Here is a 15146-nt window from a genome sequence, read left to right on the forward strand (position 1 = left end):
TGCCGGTTCTTCACTTGGAAGTGACCGACTCATCCTGCGCGAAGGCTAGCTCCACCGGCAGGGGTGTCTGCGCCGACATTGGCGCGAAACTGCCGCTTGTGGCCGCAGGTGTCGGCCGGCCGGCCATCACGCGCCACAGCACGAACAGGCAGAAGGCCGAGGCGATGACGATGCCGACATAGATGAAGGTCGCGGTGCCGAAGACGGCGGAAAGCGCCGTCACGATGCCGGGCACGATGAAGCCGGCCAGCGACCAGGCGAACAGCATCGAGCTCGACAGCGCCAGAAGCTCGTCCTTGCCGGCCCGGTCGGCGGCATGCGCGCTGGAGAGCGCGTAGATCGATTCCGACGCTCCGTCCCAGATGAGATAGATCACCACCAACGCCATCAGCGCGCCGCCGTCGAAGACGATGGCAAGCACGCTGGCGATCGCCGCGAGCGCCGCCGCGCCCGCCAGCACGTAGCGCCGGTCGGTGCGGTCCGATATCCAGCCGAGCGGAATCTGCAGGATCAGCGTGCCGACCGGCATCGCCGACAACAGCAGCGCGACGTCGGCCTGGCTGTAGCCCTTGGCGGTGGCATGGATCGGCGCGAAGCCGGAGACGATCATCGACAGGCCGCCGACGGCGAGCATGCCGGCGACGCCGACCGGCGAGATGCGCCAGGCGCGGCGAAGCGCCACCGATGCGGCCTGCGGCGCCGGCGGCTGCGCCAGCCGCGTCATGCCGACCGGCAGGATGGAGAGCGCCGTGAAGGTGATGCCGATCAGCGCTGCCGCGGCTGTATGGATGTCGACCGCAGCGAGCGTCGCGTAACCCACGCCTAGCCCGGCGATATAGGCGACGTAGAACACCGCCATGACCCGGCCGCGGATCGAATTGGGCAAGGCGTCATTCAGCCAGCTCTGCGCGACGATGAACAGCCCGCAGATGGCGAAGCCGTAAAGCGCCCGCGCGGCGATCCATAGAAGCGGTATCGGCCCGGCTCCGATCGCGGCATTGGAAAGCGCGATCAGCGCCGAAAGCACCATGAAGGCGCGGGCGTGACCCACTCGCTTGACGAGCGGCCCGGTAAGGATGCAGCCGGCCAGCCCGCCGGCCGAAAGCCCGGTCACGATCAGCCCGGCCCAGGTCGGGTCGAACCCGTCGGCGCCGAGGCGCACCGGGATATAGGCAAACATCAGTCCATTGCCGATCGCGATCAGCGCCATCGACACGATGACGCTGGCAATGGCGATCAGCGGCGCCGATTGCGCGGCGCGGGCGGGTTCGACTGTGGTGGGGTTCTGCTTCAACATGTCCACACAGCTTGGTCTACGGACAGGAAAAAAGCCGCCGTAAAAGCGACATGGCCGGACTTCCCTTCCCCCCTTGTGGGGGAAGGTGGATTGCCGCGAAGCGGCAAGACGGATGAGGGGTGTTCCAGCGGAGTGAGACGTCGGCGACCTCGTCGCTAGACAAAACGGTGTCGCCAAGCTGGAACACCCCTCATCCGTCTCGGCGCTATCGCGCCGATCCACCTTCTCTCACAAGGGGAGAAGGGGAAACTCATCTATCCTTCGCCGCCTTGCGGAGCGCGGTGGAGGAGAGCGAGGAGCGCGGACCGTGGATGAAGGTCCAGGCCGGCGCCGGCATGCGGGCAAGCAGCGGCGCGTCGCCCTCGTCGATACGGGCATAGTCGAAGGTCTTGGCGACGACCGACGACAGGAAGGAGAGCGTGGCGCCCGGACGGTCGATGACCGCGATCGGGAAGGTCAGCACGATCTCGCGCCAGCGCTGCCAGCGGTGGAAGTCGCGCAATGAGTCCGCGCCCATGATCCAGACGAAATCCACACCCGGGTTGCGCGCCTTGACCAGGGCAAGCGTGTCGGCGGTGTAGCGCGCATGCTGCGCCGCCTCGAAGGCGGTGACCTTGATCTTCGGGTTCCTGGCGATCTTTTCGGACAGCTCGACACGTTCGGCGAGCGGCGCCAGTTCGCGCGCGCTTTTCAGCGGGTTGCCGGGCGTCACCATCCACCAAAGCTGGTCGAGCACGAGCCTTCTCAACGCGATCTCGGCGACCAGCGCATGGCCGGCATGCGGCGGATTGAACGAGCCGCCGAACAAACCGACCGTCAGCCCCCTGGCGGCATGGGGCATGCGGAGGTAGCGGGCGGGAACGATGGGCTGAGGGGACGAAAGCATGGTGCTAGGCCCCCCTCTCTGGCCTGCCGGCCATCTCCCCCTCAAGGGGGGAGATCAGATGTCGCCGCGACTTTCGCCAATCACCGGCGTTGCAAGCCGAGCGCCGGCGCCGAAGCTGCCAATCTCCCCCCTTGAGGGGGAGATGGCCGGCAGGCCAGAGGGGGGGGCCTTGGCGCAAAGGCTCACACTCTAGCGGCAAGCGTCAAGGCCTCACCTGTCCAGACCCGCGCACGCGGTATTTGAACGAGGTGAGCTGCTCGACACCGACCGGTCCGCGTGCATGCATCTTGCCGGTGGCGATGCCGATCTCGGCGCCCATGCCGAACTCGCCGCCATCGGCGAACTGCGTCGAAGCATTGTGCAAGAGGATCGCCGAGTCGATCTCGTTGAAGAAGCGCTCAACCGCAGCCGTATCCTCGGCGACGATCGCCTCGGTGTGGTGCGAGGAAAACGTCTCGATATGCTCGATCGCGCCGGCGACGCCGTCGACCAGCTTCACCGCGATGATGGCGTCGAGATATTCCGTCACCCAGTCGGCATCGGTCGCCGGACTGGCGTCGGCGAAAGCCTTCATCACCTCGGCATCGGCGTGGATCTCGCAGCCGGCGGCACGCAGCGCCTCCAGGATCGGCACCAGATGTGTGGAGGCCGCCGCGCGGTCGACCAGCAAGGTCTCGGCCGCGCCGCAGACGCCTGTGCGCCGCATCTTGGCGTTGACGGCGATATTGACCGCCATGTCGAGATCGGCCGAGCGGTCGACATAGAGATGGCAGATGCCTTCCAGATGCGCGAAGACCGGCACACGCGCCTCGGTCTGCACGCGCCCGACCAGGCTTTTGCCGCCGCGCGGGATGATGACGTCGAGATTGCCGCCGAGACCTTTCAGCATCTCGCCGACGGCGGCGCGGTCGGTGGTCGGCACCAGCTGGATGGCGTCCCGCGGCAGGCCGGCGGCCTTCAGCCCTTCGACCATGCAGGCGTGGATCGCGGCCGAGGAATTGAGCGAGTCCGAACCGCCGCGCAGGATCACCGGATTGCCCGCCTTGAGGCAGAGCGCGCCGGCGTCCGCCGTCACATTCGGGCGGCTTTCATAGATGACGCCGATGACGCCGAGCGGCGTGCGCACGCGTTCGATGCGGAGCCCATTCGGCCGGTCCCAGGCCGCAATGGTTTCGCCGACCGGATCCTTGAGCGCGGCGATCTCGCGAATGCCGTCGGCCATCGCCTGGATGCGCGAGGGATTGAGCTTCAGCCGGTCCATGAACGAACCGGACAGGCCGGCCTCCTCGCCATTCGACGTATCGATGGTGTTGGCGTCGAGAATGGCCTGCTCGTTGCGCAGGATGGCGTCTGCCATGGCAACCAGCGCATCGTTCTTTGCTCTGGTGGAAGCGACGGCCAACGGTCGGGCGGCGGCGCGAGCGCGACGGCCGATATCGGCCATGAGTGCCACAGTGTCTTCGCCGGACTTTTCATGCAGCTTCAGCATGGTTCATCCCTCCGCCCCATCTAGTCGTCGGCCAATACTTGGTCGCCGGCAACGCTTACCACAAGGTCGTCGCGATGGATCATCGCCGATCGCGCCTCGTAGCCGAGCACGTTTTCGATCTCGGCCGTCTTCAGGCCTGCGATCCTTACGGCATCGGCGGCATCGTAGGCAACCAGGCCGCGCGCGATCTCGCGGCCCTCCGGCGACAGGATCGCCACCGTATCGCCGCGCGAGAAATTGCCGCTGACCAGCTTGACGCCGGCAGCCAGCAGCGACTTGCCCGACATGAGCGCACCGACGGCGCCGGCATCGACGGTGAGCCGGCCGGCCGGTTCGAGCTGCCCGGCGATCCAGGTCTTGTAACCCTTCACCGGATTGGGGCTCGGCCTGAAAAAGGTCGAGCGTTCGCCGCGTTCGATCGCCATCAGCGGCGACAGCCTGGTGCCGGACGTGATGATCATGGCGGTGCCGGCGGCGTTGGCGATCTTGCCGGCATCGAGCTTGGTGCGCATGCCGCCGCGCGACAACTCGGATGCGGCCGCTCCCGCCATCGCCTCGATGTCCGGCGTGATGCGGTCGACCACCGGGATGAACTTCGCTCGCGGGTCCTTGGCCGGCGGCGCCGTGTAGAGCCCGTCAACGTCGGAAAGCAGCACCAGCAGGTCGGCGCCCATCATCGTCGCCACCCGCGCCGCCAGCCGGTCATTGTCGCCATAGCGGATTTCCGACGTCGCCACCGTGTCGTTCTCGTTGATGACCGGCACCGCCTTCATCTTGAGCAGGGTCGAGATCGTCGCGCGCGCGTTGAGATAGCGGCGGCGTTCCTCCGTATCGCCGAGGGTCAAAAGGATCTGGCCCGATTTCAGCCCGTCCTTGCCGAGCGCGTCCGACCAGGCGCCGGCAAGCGCGATCTGGCCGACGGCGGCCGCCGCCTGGCTCTCCTCGAGCTTCAGCGCGCGTCTGCCGAGGCCGAGAATGGTGCGCCCGAGCGCGATGGCTCCCGAGGAGACGACGAGCACTTCCGCGCCCGCATCGGCAAGCACCGCAATGTCGCCGGCAAGCGAGGTCAGCCAGTCGCGCTTCAAACCTGTCGCGCGGTCAACGAGCAGCGCCGAACCGATCTTCACTGTGATGCGCCGGTATGATTTCAGCGATCTCATCGGTCTTATCGCCAGCGTGTGTCGACAGGCGCCGGAACGGCATCGCGCGCTTCTGCGACCACCGCCATCAGCGCGCGCAGCACGGCCTCGACGCCTTCGCCGGTGACGGCCGAGACAAGCATCGGCGCGCGGCCGGCGGCACGCTTCAGCGAGGCCGCCTTCTTCTTGCGGGCGTCCGCGTCGAGGATGTCGACCTGGCTGAGCGCCACGATCTCGACCTTGTCCGTCAACCCATGGCCATAGGCATCGAGCTCGGCGCGAACCGTCTTATAGGCTTTGCCCGGGTTTTCCTCCTGCGCGGAGACGAGGTGGAGCAGCACGCGCGTGCGCTCGACATGGCCGAGAAAGCGGTCGCCGATGCCCACCCCCTCATGCGCCCCCTCGATCAGGCCGGGAATGTCGGCGAGCACGAACTCGCGGCCGTCGATGCGGGCGACGCCGAGGCCGGGATAGAGCGTGGTGAACGGATAGTCGGCGATCTTCGGCTTGGCCGCGGTGACGGCCGCAAGGAAGGTCGACTTGCCGGCGTTGGGCAGGCCGACCAGGCCGGCGTCGGCAATCAGCTTGAGCCGGAGCCAGATGCTCAGCTCCTCGCCCGGCAGGCCGGGATTGGCGCGCCGCGGCGCCTGGTTGGTCGAGGTCTTGAAATGCTGGTTGCCGAAGCCGCCATTGCCGCCCTTGGCAAGCAGGAAGCGTTGGCCGACGACGGTCAGGTCGCAGATCAGCGTCTCATTGTCCTCGGCAAAGATCTGCGTGCCGGCCGGCACTTTCAGCGTGATGTCGGCGCCCTTGGCCCCGGTCATGTTGCGACCCATGCCGTGCATGCCGGTCTTGGCCTTGAAATGCTGCTGGTAACGATAGTCGATCAGCGTGTTCAGCCCGTCGACCGCTTCCGCCCACACATCGCCGCCGCGGCCGCCATCGCCGCCATCGGGCCCGCCGAACTCGATGAACTTTTCGCGCCGGAACGACACCGATCCGGCACCGCCATCGCCGGAACGGATGTAAACCTTGGCTTGGTCGAGGAATTTCATCGTTTCAAGTTTCTGCTATTGCACTTGCGGGATTGCTCTAAACCAAGGCAGAGCCGAGGGCGAGGCCGAATTGCGACTAAAGCGCCGGATGCCCTTTCGGCGCGCACGCGGTAGCACTGGCGGGGATTAAAGGGGCGCGGGAATGAAGATCGTTTCCTACAACATCCAGTACGGCATCGGCCTCGACCGCAAATACGATGTCGGGCGCATCGCCGACGCCGTGCGCGGCGCCGACGTGGTCGCGCTGCAGGAAGTGACCCGCAACAACCCGCGCAACGGCGACCGCGACATGGTGGCCGAGATCAGCGAGGCGCTGCCCGATTATTTTGCCGCCTATGGCAGCAATTTCGAGGTCAATATCGGCTCGCGCCTGGAGAACGGCCGCGCCATCTCGACCTCCTTCCAGCTCGGCAACATGGTGCTGTCGAAGACACCCATTCATCTGTCGCGCAATCTCCTTTTGCCGCGCAGCCGCAGCCTCGAGGCCATGAATTTCCAGCGCGGCGCGCTCGAAGCGCTGATCGAGACGCCGCTCGGCTTCATCCGCTTCTATTCCACCCATCTCGACCACCGCAGCCCGGTCGAGCGCCAGAGCCAGATCCGCTTCCTGCGCCAGCGCCTCCTGAACTATGCGCTCGAAGGCGGCGGCCTGTCGGGCATTCCCGAGATCGGCCTGCCGGACCTGCCCTATCCGGAAGCCTTCATCGTCATGGGCGACTTCAACATGCTGCCGGGCTCGCCCGAATATGTCGAACTCGCCGGCCGCCCGGACCATGAGTTCGGCATGCCGCTGACCGCCGATCTTGCCGTCGACGTCGCCCAGCGCCTTGCCGTCGCCGACCTCGTCACCTGGGTCGACCCCGACCGCCCCGACGACAAAAGCCGCCACAAACGCATCGATTACATCTTCACCAGCGCTTCGCTGGCCAAATCGCTGAAGCGGCTATGGTCCGACCGGGACGCCGTCGGCTCCGATCACCTGCCGCTCTGGGCCGAGCTGGGCTGAATTCTGAACTCCCCCTCATCTGGCCGCTACGCGGCCACCTTCTCCCCGAGGGGAGAAGAGATTGGCGCCGGCGCTTACCTGCTCCTCTCCCCTTGGGGAGAGGTCGGATTGCCCCGAATTGCCCTTTGCAATTCGGCTGGCAATCCGGGTGAGGGGGCGCTCGCCCAGCCCTGTGAAGCAAACGTCAAAAATGAATCCAATTCCTCAGGCTCGTCCAGGTCTTCCTGTCGAGCCTGTAGCGCTCGACCGGCACCTGGCCCGCGACGATCGAGTTCAGCATGCCCTGGCCGGCATACTGGAAGCCGCATTTGTGAATGACCCGGCGTGAGGCCGGATTGATCACCCTTGTCGAGGCATGCAGCACCTGGATCGAGGTCCGCTGGAAGGCGAGGTCGACCAGGGCGTGCGCGGCCTCGGTCGCATAGCCGCGCTTCCAGTAAGGCTCGCCGATCCAGTAGCCTAGTTCGAGGCCGCGATCGGTGGTGTTGAGCCCGGCGCAGCCGACGAAGGTGCCGGTATCCTTGAGCGTCAGGGCATAGACGATGCCGGCGCGGCGCGACGCAGCCATGGCGAGGAAGGTGCGGCCCTCGGCTTCGCCATAGGGATGAGGCATGCGGGCCAGCATTTCGGCGACATGCCGGTTGTCGGCCAGCGTGACGAGTTGCTCCAGATCGCTCTCGCGCGGGGCGCGCATGGCCAGACGCTCGGTGGCCAGCACCGGGCAATCGATCGCGTAACTTTCGTCTTCGGAGTCTTCCGCTTCGGCAACCATTTTAGTCCTCCAGGGGCAAGAAAAAATGAAAAAGGAGAGAGGGCAAACCCATCTCTCCTGATCCTTTTCCTGGCCTGGCCAGACACCGGTTCCCGAGATGGGCGCCGGTGTTATGGTGCGGAACCGGCTACTCCGCTGCTTTGGTAATCGGGTTCACCGATACGTAGGTTCGGCCGTTGGCTTTCTTGTTGAAGGTGACTGCGCCGGCTTCGAGCGCAAAAAGGGTGTGGTCCGTGCCCATGCCAACATTGGTGCCCGGATGCCATTGCGTGCCGCGCTGACGAATGATGATGTTGCCGGCGATGACGGCTTCGCCGCCGAACTTCTTCACGCCGAGACGCTTGGAGTGCGAATCGCGACCGTTGCGCGACGAACCGCCAGCTTTCTTGTGTGCCATTTGACTAACTCCGATGCGCCCTGAGGCGCTTGAATGGTCTTATGAACGCGTTCGCGTTCCGTTTCAAGTGCGCACCGGCGACGATTGTCGCCGGGCCATCTTATTTCAACTTGCCTTACTTCTTCGCCAGTTCCTTGGCCTGCTCGCGCCAGTCCTTGATCTGGTCGGCGCTGAACGGCATGTGCTCGTCGATCTTGGCGACATCCTTGTCGGAGAGCTTGGCGAGCTGCGCGAAGGTGACGATGCCCTGCTCGGCGAGGTCCTTCGCCGCGACCGGGCCGATGCCCTTGATCACGGTCAGGTCATCCGGCTCGCCCTTCGGCGCCTTGAACAGCGGCGCAGCCTTTTCCTCTTCGCCGGAAGCGGCCTCAGACTTGGTCTCCTTCTTTGCCTTGGCCTCCTTCGGAGCGGCTTCGGCCTTTGCCTCGGCGGCGACTTCCGCCTTGGCTTCGGGGGCCTTGGCCTCTGCCTTGGCGGCGGCCTTCTTCGACGGCTTGGCGCCGCCCAGCAGGATCTCGGCGATCCTGACGGTGGTCAAAAGCTGGCGGTGGCCGATCTTGCGGCGCGAATTCTGGCGGCGGCGCTTCTTGAAAGCGATGACGGTGCGGTTCTTGCCCTGCTCGACGACTTCCGCCGTGACCAGAGCGCCATCGACGAACGGCGCGCCGAAGGTGACATTCTCGCCCTCGCCATGCGCGAGCACATTGCCGATCTCGACGATGTCGCCGACCTTGGCTTCGAGTTTCTCGATCTTCAGGAGATCGTTGGCGGCGACGCGATACTGCTTGCCGCCCGTTTTGATGACTGCGAACATTTTTTGCCTTTCGCTGTTCGGTCGGCCTCGATGAACCGCCTCGGGCGGTTCGGCCGTCTTTTTGTCAGTCTGCGGGTTCAAAAAACAAGCGGCGCGGAAGAGCCTCCACGCCGAATGCGGGCTGTCCCTAACCGAAGGTTGCGCCGGAGTCAAGGCAAGCGGCTTGTCCTTGGAGAGGCCGCGAGCGCGTTGCCGGCAAATATCGGTCCGTCCCGTCGCAACCGCTTTTCCGCGGAAGCTGGAAATCGGGCGAATAGGGCCTTGTAACCGGAGCAGTCAGCCGTTATCTAGTGCGCCGCGCCGGCAACGGCCGACCATGACCTCGCGGAGAGGTGGCAGAGTGGTCGAATGCACCGCACTCGAAATGCGGCATACTCGCAAGGGTATCGGGGGTTCGAATCCCTCCCTCTCCGCCATCCTGCTTCTGTGCAAGCGCAGTTCGTCGTAACGGTGCCATTTGGCTATGCGCCCGGGGCACTTTTTCACAAGCGGCTTGACGGCAACCGGGATAGTTCAGGCACCGACCCCGCGCTCGCTGCTAAGGTTCAGACCTTTCAGAACATAGTTTTCGCGTGCTATCTGACCGTGACGAAGCACCCGCTTCACCGACGCTTTCATCGTTGAATCGACCCCGACCAACTCTCTGTTCCATCGCTCAAGATCAGTTGCTGTCCAAACAGGGTCGACCCGTCCTTTCAGGGCTTCACCTCCTACTGCTCGGAATTCAAATTGGTGAGCCCCCGGCAGAACACCGGATAGCTGACCATTTAAACTGACCTCCTCTTCCTCAATAGAGGTGCCACTCGCCCTCTCGGCCCCGCGTCCTACAGCATCAGCGCCGAACTGAAACTCTTTCTCTCCAGCGACCATACGCAAAGTCGCTCCATGTTGTCGCAACAGCTCGAAGAAGTCCCGCGCAGTCGCTATGATGCGTTGATCCGCCTCCACAATCGCCGCTTGGAACCGCTCTTCATCGGCTTCGCCAAACACATCAAGTAGTTTGGAGGCCTCCTCGACGGCTTCCTTCAGGTTGGTGTCCATCAACTGAGTTTGGTCTCGCACCTCTTCCAACAGAAATCCGAACGAACCTCGAACGATGTTTGTGATATGCATCGCTGCCGCGGATTTGTTTGCAACTGGGCCTTTAAGCCCTAAGCCTGAGGTGTTTTTTGCCAATACTTTAGCGACGAGGTCCTGAAAGGTTGCAACAGCGCCTGCGCCGAACTCTGCCTCGACGCCGCGGGACCCAACAACCGGGCGACCGCCAAAAAATAATGCCGCCGACGCGTATGTTTCCGGCGGCGCCTGGGCTTCCGCAGCTATCTGTGCGTCGAGCTCTTCAAGTCGCGATTCGAGGCTAAGCCGTGTCAGCACGTCGGCTTCCGTAATGCGATCTAATAAACCCACAACAGCCGCTCGATCGGCCTTCGCGTGGTCTCGTTCCAACTTTCTAATTGCGCTCATGGACTACGGTCCTCCGACAGCCGGGGCAGGCCCCAGGATCGCAACTGCGTCTGTGTCGTCCGCCGCATTTTCCAACCTAACCTTTAACATGCCCTTCCATAGATCGTCCCCTCTCCGATGAGAAAACAAACCCATGTAGTACCGGCCCGCCTCCACAATCGTTTCGGGATGCCCGTTTAACTCAACAAATAAGGCGTCCAACCGAAAATTCATTTTAACCTGACCGCGGTGAATGAGGTGCTGATGAGCCGCTAGGAACCTAGTCCAGTTTGCCAACTGCAAGGCATGCAAAGGCCGGTAGATGAACGATACCGTGTCAAGATCGTTGGGCTCTTTCGCTTCCAGGAAACTACCGTCCAACCACTGGAAACCCTGAACGATCCCTGCGGCTCGAAGTTGCCCTCGGTGGTCGAGCCATTTCCGCAGGATATCTCGCCGGTTATCTGTGGTTCCAAACGTAGTGACCACTTCGACGGACGAAACCTCGTATGGACTGAGGTCCTCAGGCGCCCCTCCTGGTCCGTGCGGACCGACGTAAGGTGGCAAAACCCCGTCGATTGTGAAAGAAGGTATCGGCACGCGTGTCCCCTCCACTGGACAAGTCATAGCCGGCAGAACTGACAGATGTCGATGGCCCGCCATTGCCTGGCGCGGAACTTACCCAGTTGCAACCGGCCCATAGGACCTGTCCTGTAGGCACGGCAATTGACGCCAACCATCGAACCCTATTCCAGCACAGTCGTTAAAACGCAACATGAGCCTTTTGGCGTCATTCTATGCGCTTGGAGTCGCCAGATGAGCAGTCTAGAAGTATCCATACGTATTATCTCTGGTACGGGTTTATGCGAGAATGATGCGCGACTTAAGGGGGAGCGAGCATTGAAGAAGCGACTGTTTGTCGGCTCATCCGTTGGAGGATTGGACGCTGCCTATGCAGCGCAAGAGAACCTTGAGCACGATCTTGAAGTTACGGTTTGGTCCCAAGGCGTTTTCGAACTGAACAAGACCAGCATCGAGGCCCTTTATCAGGCCTTGAGTCGCTTTGATGCCGCCGCATTTATTTTCAGGGGGGGATGACACCTTAGTGAAGAACGGAGAGCAAAGGGAAGCAGTGCGGGACAACGTGCTGTTCGAGCTGGGATTGTTTATAGGCCGGATCGGGAGAGACAATTGCTTCCTAATAAAGCCTCGTTCGCAAAGAGCACTCCATTTCCCCACCGATCTGCTGGGGGTGACAACGGCCGATTATGACGACAGCCGCGTCGATGGCAACCTGGTGGCCGCACTGGGGCCGGCTTGCAATCGAATAAAAAGGGCGATGGTTCCACCCAACGAACAAAAAATAGCAGTTGAAGGCGACATGCGCTCTCTACTTTTGGGGCAAGCCTACCGCCTCTTTTTCGCTCCGCCTAACCGATCAAAGCGGATACGCTTTCACGAAGATGGCACAATTGTCGAGGGCAACAACAAGAACGAGCATGCGTGGCGTATCGTAGGCAACCGCCTCGAATTGGTCCAATTAGATGGCCGGGTACACAGCCGCTTTGAATACGACCCACAGAATAAGATGTCTTCGACACACAAACGATGCCGACACGCTCTCGCTTCGGGGGCAAACCATCGTGCCGGACGTTTGAGGCTTAGCCCTCGCCCCGTCTAGTGTTGTAACGGTCCCCATTCATTTTCGTAGACGGGAACTGCGGGACCAAGCGTAACAATAAGTAATGAGCACAGTGAGCATATTGGGAAGAGGGGTGTCATGAAGGATACAACGAAGGACCTGCTACGCTCCTTGAAAATGACAGCGGGCTCCCGCTTTAACGCAGGAAAAAGAATGGAAAAGCATGATCGACGGCTCACGTTTCTTACAGCAATGACATCCGCCTACGTGATAGCCTTGACGGTACTGCCTTATTTCATCAAACTTCCGGTGCCCGTAACAGACCACCTGAATCTATTCACCGTAGTGCTGTCGGTCGTAATTTTAATATCGTCACTTTTGCAGTACTCAAGCAATAACACTGTCAAAGCCGAACAGTACCATTGAAGTGCTTTGGAGATAAACGAATTACGCCGCGAGCTTAAGATAAGGCAGAGGTGATATCTGATAAAGATTTTCTTGTTTTTTCGGGAAGATATAACTCAGTTCTCCAGAAATACTCGGTAAACCACGATGATATCGACTACGATCTATATAAGCTAGAACGCCCGGAGGAATTTCCGGGATTGACAACGATAGGAAAAATACCACTCTATGCGAAGATATTTTTCTACAAGAATACACCTAACGCAGTGCTTTTTTGTTTAACTCTTCTAGTTCTTTGGCTCGTGTTTTATTACGCGATCCCTCAAGCTACCAGTTAAGCGCAAATGACCAGGCCATTCGGGACCGGTGCGCGACGAGCATCGTCTTGTGAGCCGGATCATCGTGCGGCCCAGCGGTGGCATCCGCTAGCTTCCCAAGAGTATCCGGATCTCCCGCGAAGCAGCATACAGTCGCGTGACAAAAATCCGGCCGTAGTCGATAGTCATGTGATCTCAGGGGATCAACCTGCGGAGGGCCGTTCGATATGCGCTCTGGGTGGAATCCAACAGGGTCCGGCCGGTTTTTGGGCCGCCTGTCGGCCGGGTCGACCATAGCGGTTGCCCTGGCAATTGCGTTTTCCATTTCGCCTTCGCATGCGCAACCGCAGCATCGTTTGCCGAGCGGCTATAAATGGGGCCGCTGCCTGCTCGTCGTTCACGGCGAGACCCGCATCTCCGGAAGATGCTCCTACCAAATCGAGAAGGGTGGCGACTTCAATGTCCAGGGGCCTCGTCAGGTTTTTGCGGGCATCGACTATCCCGACACGCATAACGGGGCCGGTGAAATGTCGAAAGATTACTGGGCGGTTGTTTACAAGGACAGCGATCTTTGGGCGGGCTACGGCAACGCTGATATTCGCGACACGCACGGCGAGGCAGGCGATTGGGGAGAGCTTCGCCGCGAAGGCGCGTGCTATGTCGGGAGGGACGTCCGGGTGTGCCTTTGGCGTTAGCCGGCTCAAGGCGATTGCAGGGTTGAGTTCAAGGTGGTCGCCGCCTGATCCATCGGGCGGCTCCATCCCGCTTCGCTCTTCGAGTTTGGTAGGATCGGGGCGACCCTTCGCGAAGATGGCCTCCGAAGCCTTGGCGAAGGAGGCCGCTCATTCATTTCAGGCTACGCATTCGCGGCGCCCTTCGCAGGACTGACATCCTGAGCCCGAAGCAGGATGCGGCATAGGAAGCCGGCGTTCGGGCAGGTGCGCCCCTGACGGCCGCAAACGCCGGTGATCCGGCAGTCCGTCTTTGTGCCCTCTACGAGCGCGCTCATGCTGCCAGCCTCTGCATGGCTTCGGCCATCTGAGCCGAGACACGGCGGTCGTAGTCGTCGGAAAGCGCCCGCAGGGCCGCAGCCCCGTCGCCGGAAAATGACGGGCCGTGCATGAGCGCCAGAGTGCGTGGCGCGAGCTTGGCAAGCTCGCGGATGGTCGTGCCCATGCCGGGATTGAGTGCCGAATATTTGAACAGATCCTCGGCGGCGATCGCCGGGCCGACAACATCGCCGTCGGTCAGCGCGCGGTCGTTGCCGAGTTGGGTGAACAGATCGCCGCAGAGCAGGGTGCCGGTCGATTCCTCGTACATGACGCCGGCGTCCCAACCATGCGGCGTGTGCGGTGTATCGATGAAGCGCACGCGCTTGCCGCCGCCGATGTCGATCACCTCGCCATCTTTCAGCACCCGCGGCGCACGATCCGCGAAATCGTTGAGCGACACGTAGACGCCTGTCTGTCCGTGCGCGGCCGTTGCTTGCGGCGCAACGGTGAGCCATTCGTTCATGGCGCCGCATTCGTCGGATTCGAAATGGCCAAATCCAATCCAGCGAAGACGCTCCGGCGGGATGATGCGGGCAAGCGCGTCGCGGTTGAGCGCGAACATCTTCCGCAGACCGGTGTGGAACATGAGCGGCTCATCGCCCATGACCAGGAACTGGTTGAAGGTGAAGCCGACGGGCGGAGCAATATCCGGTACATAGGTCGATAGGCGGTAGATGCCCTCGGCGATTTCATCGATTTTCGTTTCCATGGAATCTCCTCCAAAACAATGGTTGCGTTCCCTCTCCCGGTTACCCAGGGCTGGACTTCGACCAAAATCGAAGTACATATGTGTGTAGCGAAATATTAGAACCCTGTCAACAATGGGTGCACATGCGTGTGCATTTAAATACATGACCCGCAAATACACCCTTAAACGCCGTGCCGAGCAGCAGGCGGAAACCCGGCGGCGCATCGTCGAAGCTGCGATCGACCTGCACGGTAGCGTTGGTCCCGCAGCAACGACCTTCAGCTTGGTCGCCGAGCGCGCCGGCGTTCAGCGACACACGCTCTACGCCCACTTCCCCGACGAGCGCAGCCTGCTGCAGGCCTGCTCGAGCACGCACATCGAGACGCATCCGCTGCCGAGCCCGGAGCCGTGGCGAGTTGTGGCCGACCCAGGCGAACGGATGCGGATCGCGCTGCTGGCGATCTACGAGTGGTACGGGCGCAATGAAAGCGTGGTGGCCAGCGTGTTGCGCGACGCCGAACATCACCCGCCAACCCGGGAGGCTGTCGAGACGAGCATCGGCCCGTATTTCGCGACCTGCCAGGCAGTGCTCGGCGAAGGCCTTGGCGGCAGCCAGCGAGCGATGCTGCGCGTGGCGCTGAGCTTCTTCACCTGGCGCACGCTGGTGCGCGAAGCTGGCCTGCAGCCCGTTGAAGCCGCAAATGCCATGGTTCAGGCCGTCCAAGGCGTGGGTTGAGGCTGAGA

Annotated in this window: 18 protein-coding genes and 1 tRNA gene; 8 read left to right on the plus strand and 11 right to left on the minus strand. The window is 62.2% G+C overall.

The window, feature by feature from the left end:
* Positions 1-10: 10 nt before the first annotated feature.
* The 5 genes from LB515_RS14660 to obgE all read right to left on the minus strand — a co-directional run bounded on the left by LB515_RS14660 (position 11) and on the right by obgE (position 5866).
* Entirely contained in the window at positions 11-1297 is a 1287-nt protein-coding gene (locus LB515_RS14660; protein ID WP_224708129.1) for an MFS transporter, read from the minus strand.
* Between the two features lie 250 nt (positions 1298-1547).
* Positions 1548-2138, minus strand: coding sequence for a nicotinate-nucleotide adenylyltransferase (locus tag LB515_RS14665; protein WP_224708194.1), 591 nt, complete (start codon positions 2136-2138; stop codon positions 1548-1550).
* 247 nt (positions 2139-2385) lie between these two features.
* Complete coding sequence (locus tag LB515_RS14670) at positions 2386-3672, minus strand: glutamate-5-semialdehyde dehydrogenase (protein WP_224708130.1); 1287 nt, start codon at positions 3670-3672, stop codon at positions 2386-2388.
* 20 nt (positions 3673-3692) lie between these two features.
* Entirely contained in the window at positions 3693-4832 is a 1140-nt protein-coding gene (gene proB, locus LB515_RS14675; RefSeq protein ID WP_224708131.1) for a glutamate 5-kinase, read from the minus strand.
* A gap of 5 nt (positions 4833-4837) precedes the next feature.
* Complete coding sequence (gene obgE / locus LB515_RS14680; protein WP_224602134.1) at positions 4838-5866, minus strand: GTPase ObgE; 1029 nt, start codon at positions 5864-5866, stop codon at positions 4838-4840.
* A 142-nt stretch (positions 5867-6008) separates the two neighbouring features.
* On the opposite strand from obgE, the gene LB515_RS14685 reads away from it, so the two are divergent.
* Positions 6009-6872 carry an endonuclease/exonuclease/phosphatase family protein gene (locus LB515_RS14685; protein ID WP_224708132.1) on the plus strand — a complete coding sequence of 288 codons (864 nt, stop codon included), beginning with the start codon at positions 6009-6011 and terminating at the stop codon, positions 6870-6872.
* Positions 6873-7056: 184 nt separating this feature from the next.
* On the opposite strand, the gene LB515_RS14690 is transcribed toward LB515_RS14685, so the two are convergent.
* The 3 genes from LB515_RS14690 to rplU all read right to left on the minus strand — a co-directional run bounded on the left by LB515_RS14690 (position 7057) and on the right by rplU (position 8855).
* Positions 7057-7644: a GNAT family N-acetyltransferase gene (locus LB515_RS14690; protein WP_140841796.1), complete on the minus strand. Its 588-nt coding sequence runs from the start codon at positions 7642-7644 to the stop codon at positions 7057-7059.
* A gap of 127 nt (positions 7645-7771) precedes the next feature.
* Positions 7772-8041 carry a 50S ribosomal protein L27 gene (gene rpmA, locus LB515_RS14695; protein WP_095767205.1) on the minus strand — a complete coding sequence of 90 codons (270 nt, stop codon included), beginning with the start codon at positions 8039-8041 and terminating at the stop codon, positions 7772-7774.
* A 115-nt stretch (positions 8042-8156) separates the two neighbouring features.
* Positions 8157-8855 carry a 50S ribosomal protein L21 gene (gene rplU, locus LB515_RS14700; protein WP_224708133.1) on the minus strand — a complete coding sequence of 233 codons (699 nt, stop codon included), beginning with the start codon at positions 8853-8855 and terminating at the stop codon, positions 8157-8159.
* Between the two features lie 326 nt (positions 8856-9181).
* Here rplU and LB515_RS14705 point away from each other — a divergent pair.
* Positions 9182-9271: transfer RNA gene (locus LB515_RS14705), tRNA-Ser, on the plus strand.
* Between the two features lie 97 nt (positions 9272-9368).
* Here the strand turns inward: LB515_RS14705 and LB515_RS14710 are convergent.
* Both LB515_RS14710 and LB515_RS28310 read right to left on the minus strand, forming a co-directional pair.
* Entirely contained in the window at positions 9369-10319 is a 951-nt protein-coding gene (locus tag LB515_RS14710) for a hypothetical protein (RefSeq protein ID WP_224708134.1), read from the minus strand.
* A gap of 3 nt (positions 10320-10322) precedes the next feature.
* On the minus strand, positions 10323-10961 hold the full coding sequence (locus tag LB515_RS28310) for a DUF6932 family protein (protein ID WP_411969142.1): 639 nt from the start codon (positions 10959-10961) through the stop codon (positions 10323-10325).
* Between the two features lie 237 nt (positions 10962-11198).
* Between LB515_RS28310 and LB515_RS28140 the strand changes: the two genes are divergently transcribed.
* From LB515_RS28140 to LB515_RS14725, 5 genes are all read left to right on the plus strand, one after another.
* Entirely contained in the window at positions 11199-11396 is a 198-nt protein-coding gene (locus LB515_RS28140) for a nucleotide-binding protein (protein WP_263490288.1), read from the plus strand.
* Entirely contained in the window at positions 11365-11979 is a 615-nt protein-coding gene (locus LB515_RS28315) for a TIR domain-containing protein (RefSeq protein ID WP_411969143.1), read from the plus strand. The genes LB515_RS28140 and LB515_RS28315 overlap by 32 nt, the downstream gene beginning before the upstream one ends.
* A 99-nt stretch (positions 11980-12078) precedes the next feature.
* Positions 12079-12366, plus strand: a complete 288-nt coding sequence (locus LB515_RS28320; RefSeq protein ID WP_411969144.1) for an SLATT domain-containing protein — start codon at positions 12079-12081, stop codon at positions 12364-12366.
* A gap of 50 nt (positions 12367-12416) precedes the next feature.
* Positions 12417-12683 carry a hypothetical protein gene (locus tag LB515_RS28325; RefSeq protein WP_411969145.1) on the plus strand — a complete coding sequence of 89 codons (267 nt, stop codon included), beginning with the start codon at positions 12417-12419 and terminating at the stop codon, positions 12681-12683.
* 245 nt (positions 12684-12928) lie between these two features.
* The gene (locus LB515_RS14725) at positions 12929-13357 is read left to right on the plus strand and encodes a hypothetical protein (RefSeq protein ID WP_224708135.1); all 429 of its coding nucleotides are present in this window, start codon (positions 12929-12931) and stop codon (positions 13355-13357) included.
* Between the two features lie 310 nt (positions 13358-13667).
* Here the strand turns inward: LB515_RS14725 and LB515_RS14730 are convergent, their stop codons facing one another.
* On the minus strand, positions 13668-14423 hold the full coding sequence (locus tag LB515_RS14730) for an MBL fold metallo-hydrolase (RefSeq protein ID WP_224708136.1): 756 nt from the start codon (positions 14421-14423) through the stop codon (positions 13668-13670).
* Positions 14424-14565: 142 nt separating this feature from the next.
* Here LB515_RS14730 and LB515_RS14735 point away from each other — a divergent pair, with 142 nt between their 5' ends.
* On the plus strand, positions 14566-15138 hold the full coding sequence (locus tag LB515_RS14735) for a TetR/AcrR family transcriptional regulator (protein ID WP_224708137.1): 573 nt from the start codon (positions 14566-14568) through the stop codon (positions 15136-15138).
* The last annotated feature ends 8 nt before the right edge of the window (positions 15139-15146 follow it).

The sequence above is a fragment of the Mesorhizobium sp. CA15 genome, assembly GCF_020165215.1.
Classification (GTDB): Bacteria; Pseudomonadota; Alphaproteobacteria; order Rhizobiales; family Rhizobiaceae; genus Mesorhizobium.

Excerpts from the sequence above, each read along its gene's own strand:
- LB515_RS14690 (WP_140841796.1), bottom strand. The coding sequence starts at position 7,644 with ATGGTTGCCGAAGCGGAAGACTCCGAAGACGAAAGTTACGCGATCGAT.
- LB515_RS28310 (WP_411969142.1), bottom strand. The coding sequence starts at position 10,961 with ATGGCGGGCCATCGACATCTGTCAGTTCTGCCGGCTATGACTTGTCCA.
- LB515_RS28315 (WP_411969143.1), top strand. The coding sequence starts at position 11,365 with ATGCCGCCGCATTTATTTTCAGGGGGGGATGACACCTTAGTGAAGAAC.
- LB515_RS28320 (WP_411969144.1), top strand. The coding sequence starts at position 12,079 with ATGAAGGATACAACGAAGGACCTGCTACGCTCCTTGAAAATGACAGCG.
- obgE (WP_224602134.1), bottom strand. The coding sequence starts at position 5,866 with ATGAAATTCCTCGACCAAGCCAAGGTTTACATCCGTTCCGGCGATGGC.
- rplU (WP_224708133.1), bottom strand. The coding sequence starts at position 8,855 with ATGTTCGCAGTCATCAAAACGGGCGGCAAGCAGTATCGCGTCGCCGCC.
- LB515_RS14660 (WP_224708129.1), bottom strand. The coding sequence starts at position 1,297 with ATGTTGAAGCAGAACCCCACCACAGTCGAACCCGCCCGCGCCGCGCAA.
- LB515_RS14710 (WP_224708134.1), bottom strand. The coding sequence starts at position 10,319 with ATGAGCGCAATTAGAAAGTTGGAACGAGACCACGCGAAGGCCGATCGA.
- LB515_RS14730 (WP_224708136.1), bottom strand. The coding sequence starts at position 14,423 with ATGGAAACGAAAATCGATGAAATCGCCGAGGGCATCTACCGCCTATCG.
- LB515_RS14685 (WP_224708132.1), top strand. The coding sequence starts at position 6,009 with ATGAAGATCGTTTCCTACAACATCCAGTACGGCATCGGCCTCGACCGC.
- LB515_RS14665 (WP_224708194.1), bottom strand. The coding sequence starts at position 2,138 with ATGCCCCATGCCGCCAGGGGGCTGACGGTCGGTTTGTTCGGCGGCTCG.
- LB515_RS14670 (WP_224708130.1), bottom strand. The coding sequence starts at position 3,672 with ATGCTGAAGCTGCATGAAAAGTCCGGCGAAGACACTGTGGCACTCATG.
- rpmA (WP_095767205.1), bottom strand. The coding sequence starts at position 8,041 with ATGGCACACAAGAAAGCTGGCGGTTCGTCGCGCAACGGTCGCGATTCG.
- LB515_RS14735 (WP_224708137.1), top strand. The coding sequence starts at position 14,566 with ATGACCCGCAAATACACCCTTAAACGCCGTGCCGAGCAGCAGGCGGAA.
- proB (WP_224708131.1), bottom strand. The coding sequence starts at position 4,832 with ATGAGATCGCTGAAATCATACCGGCGCATCACAGTGAAGATCGGTTCG.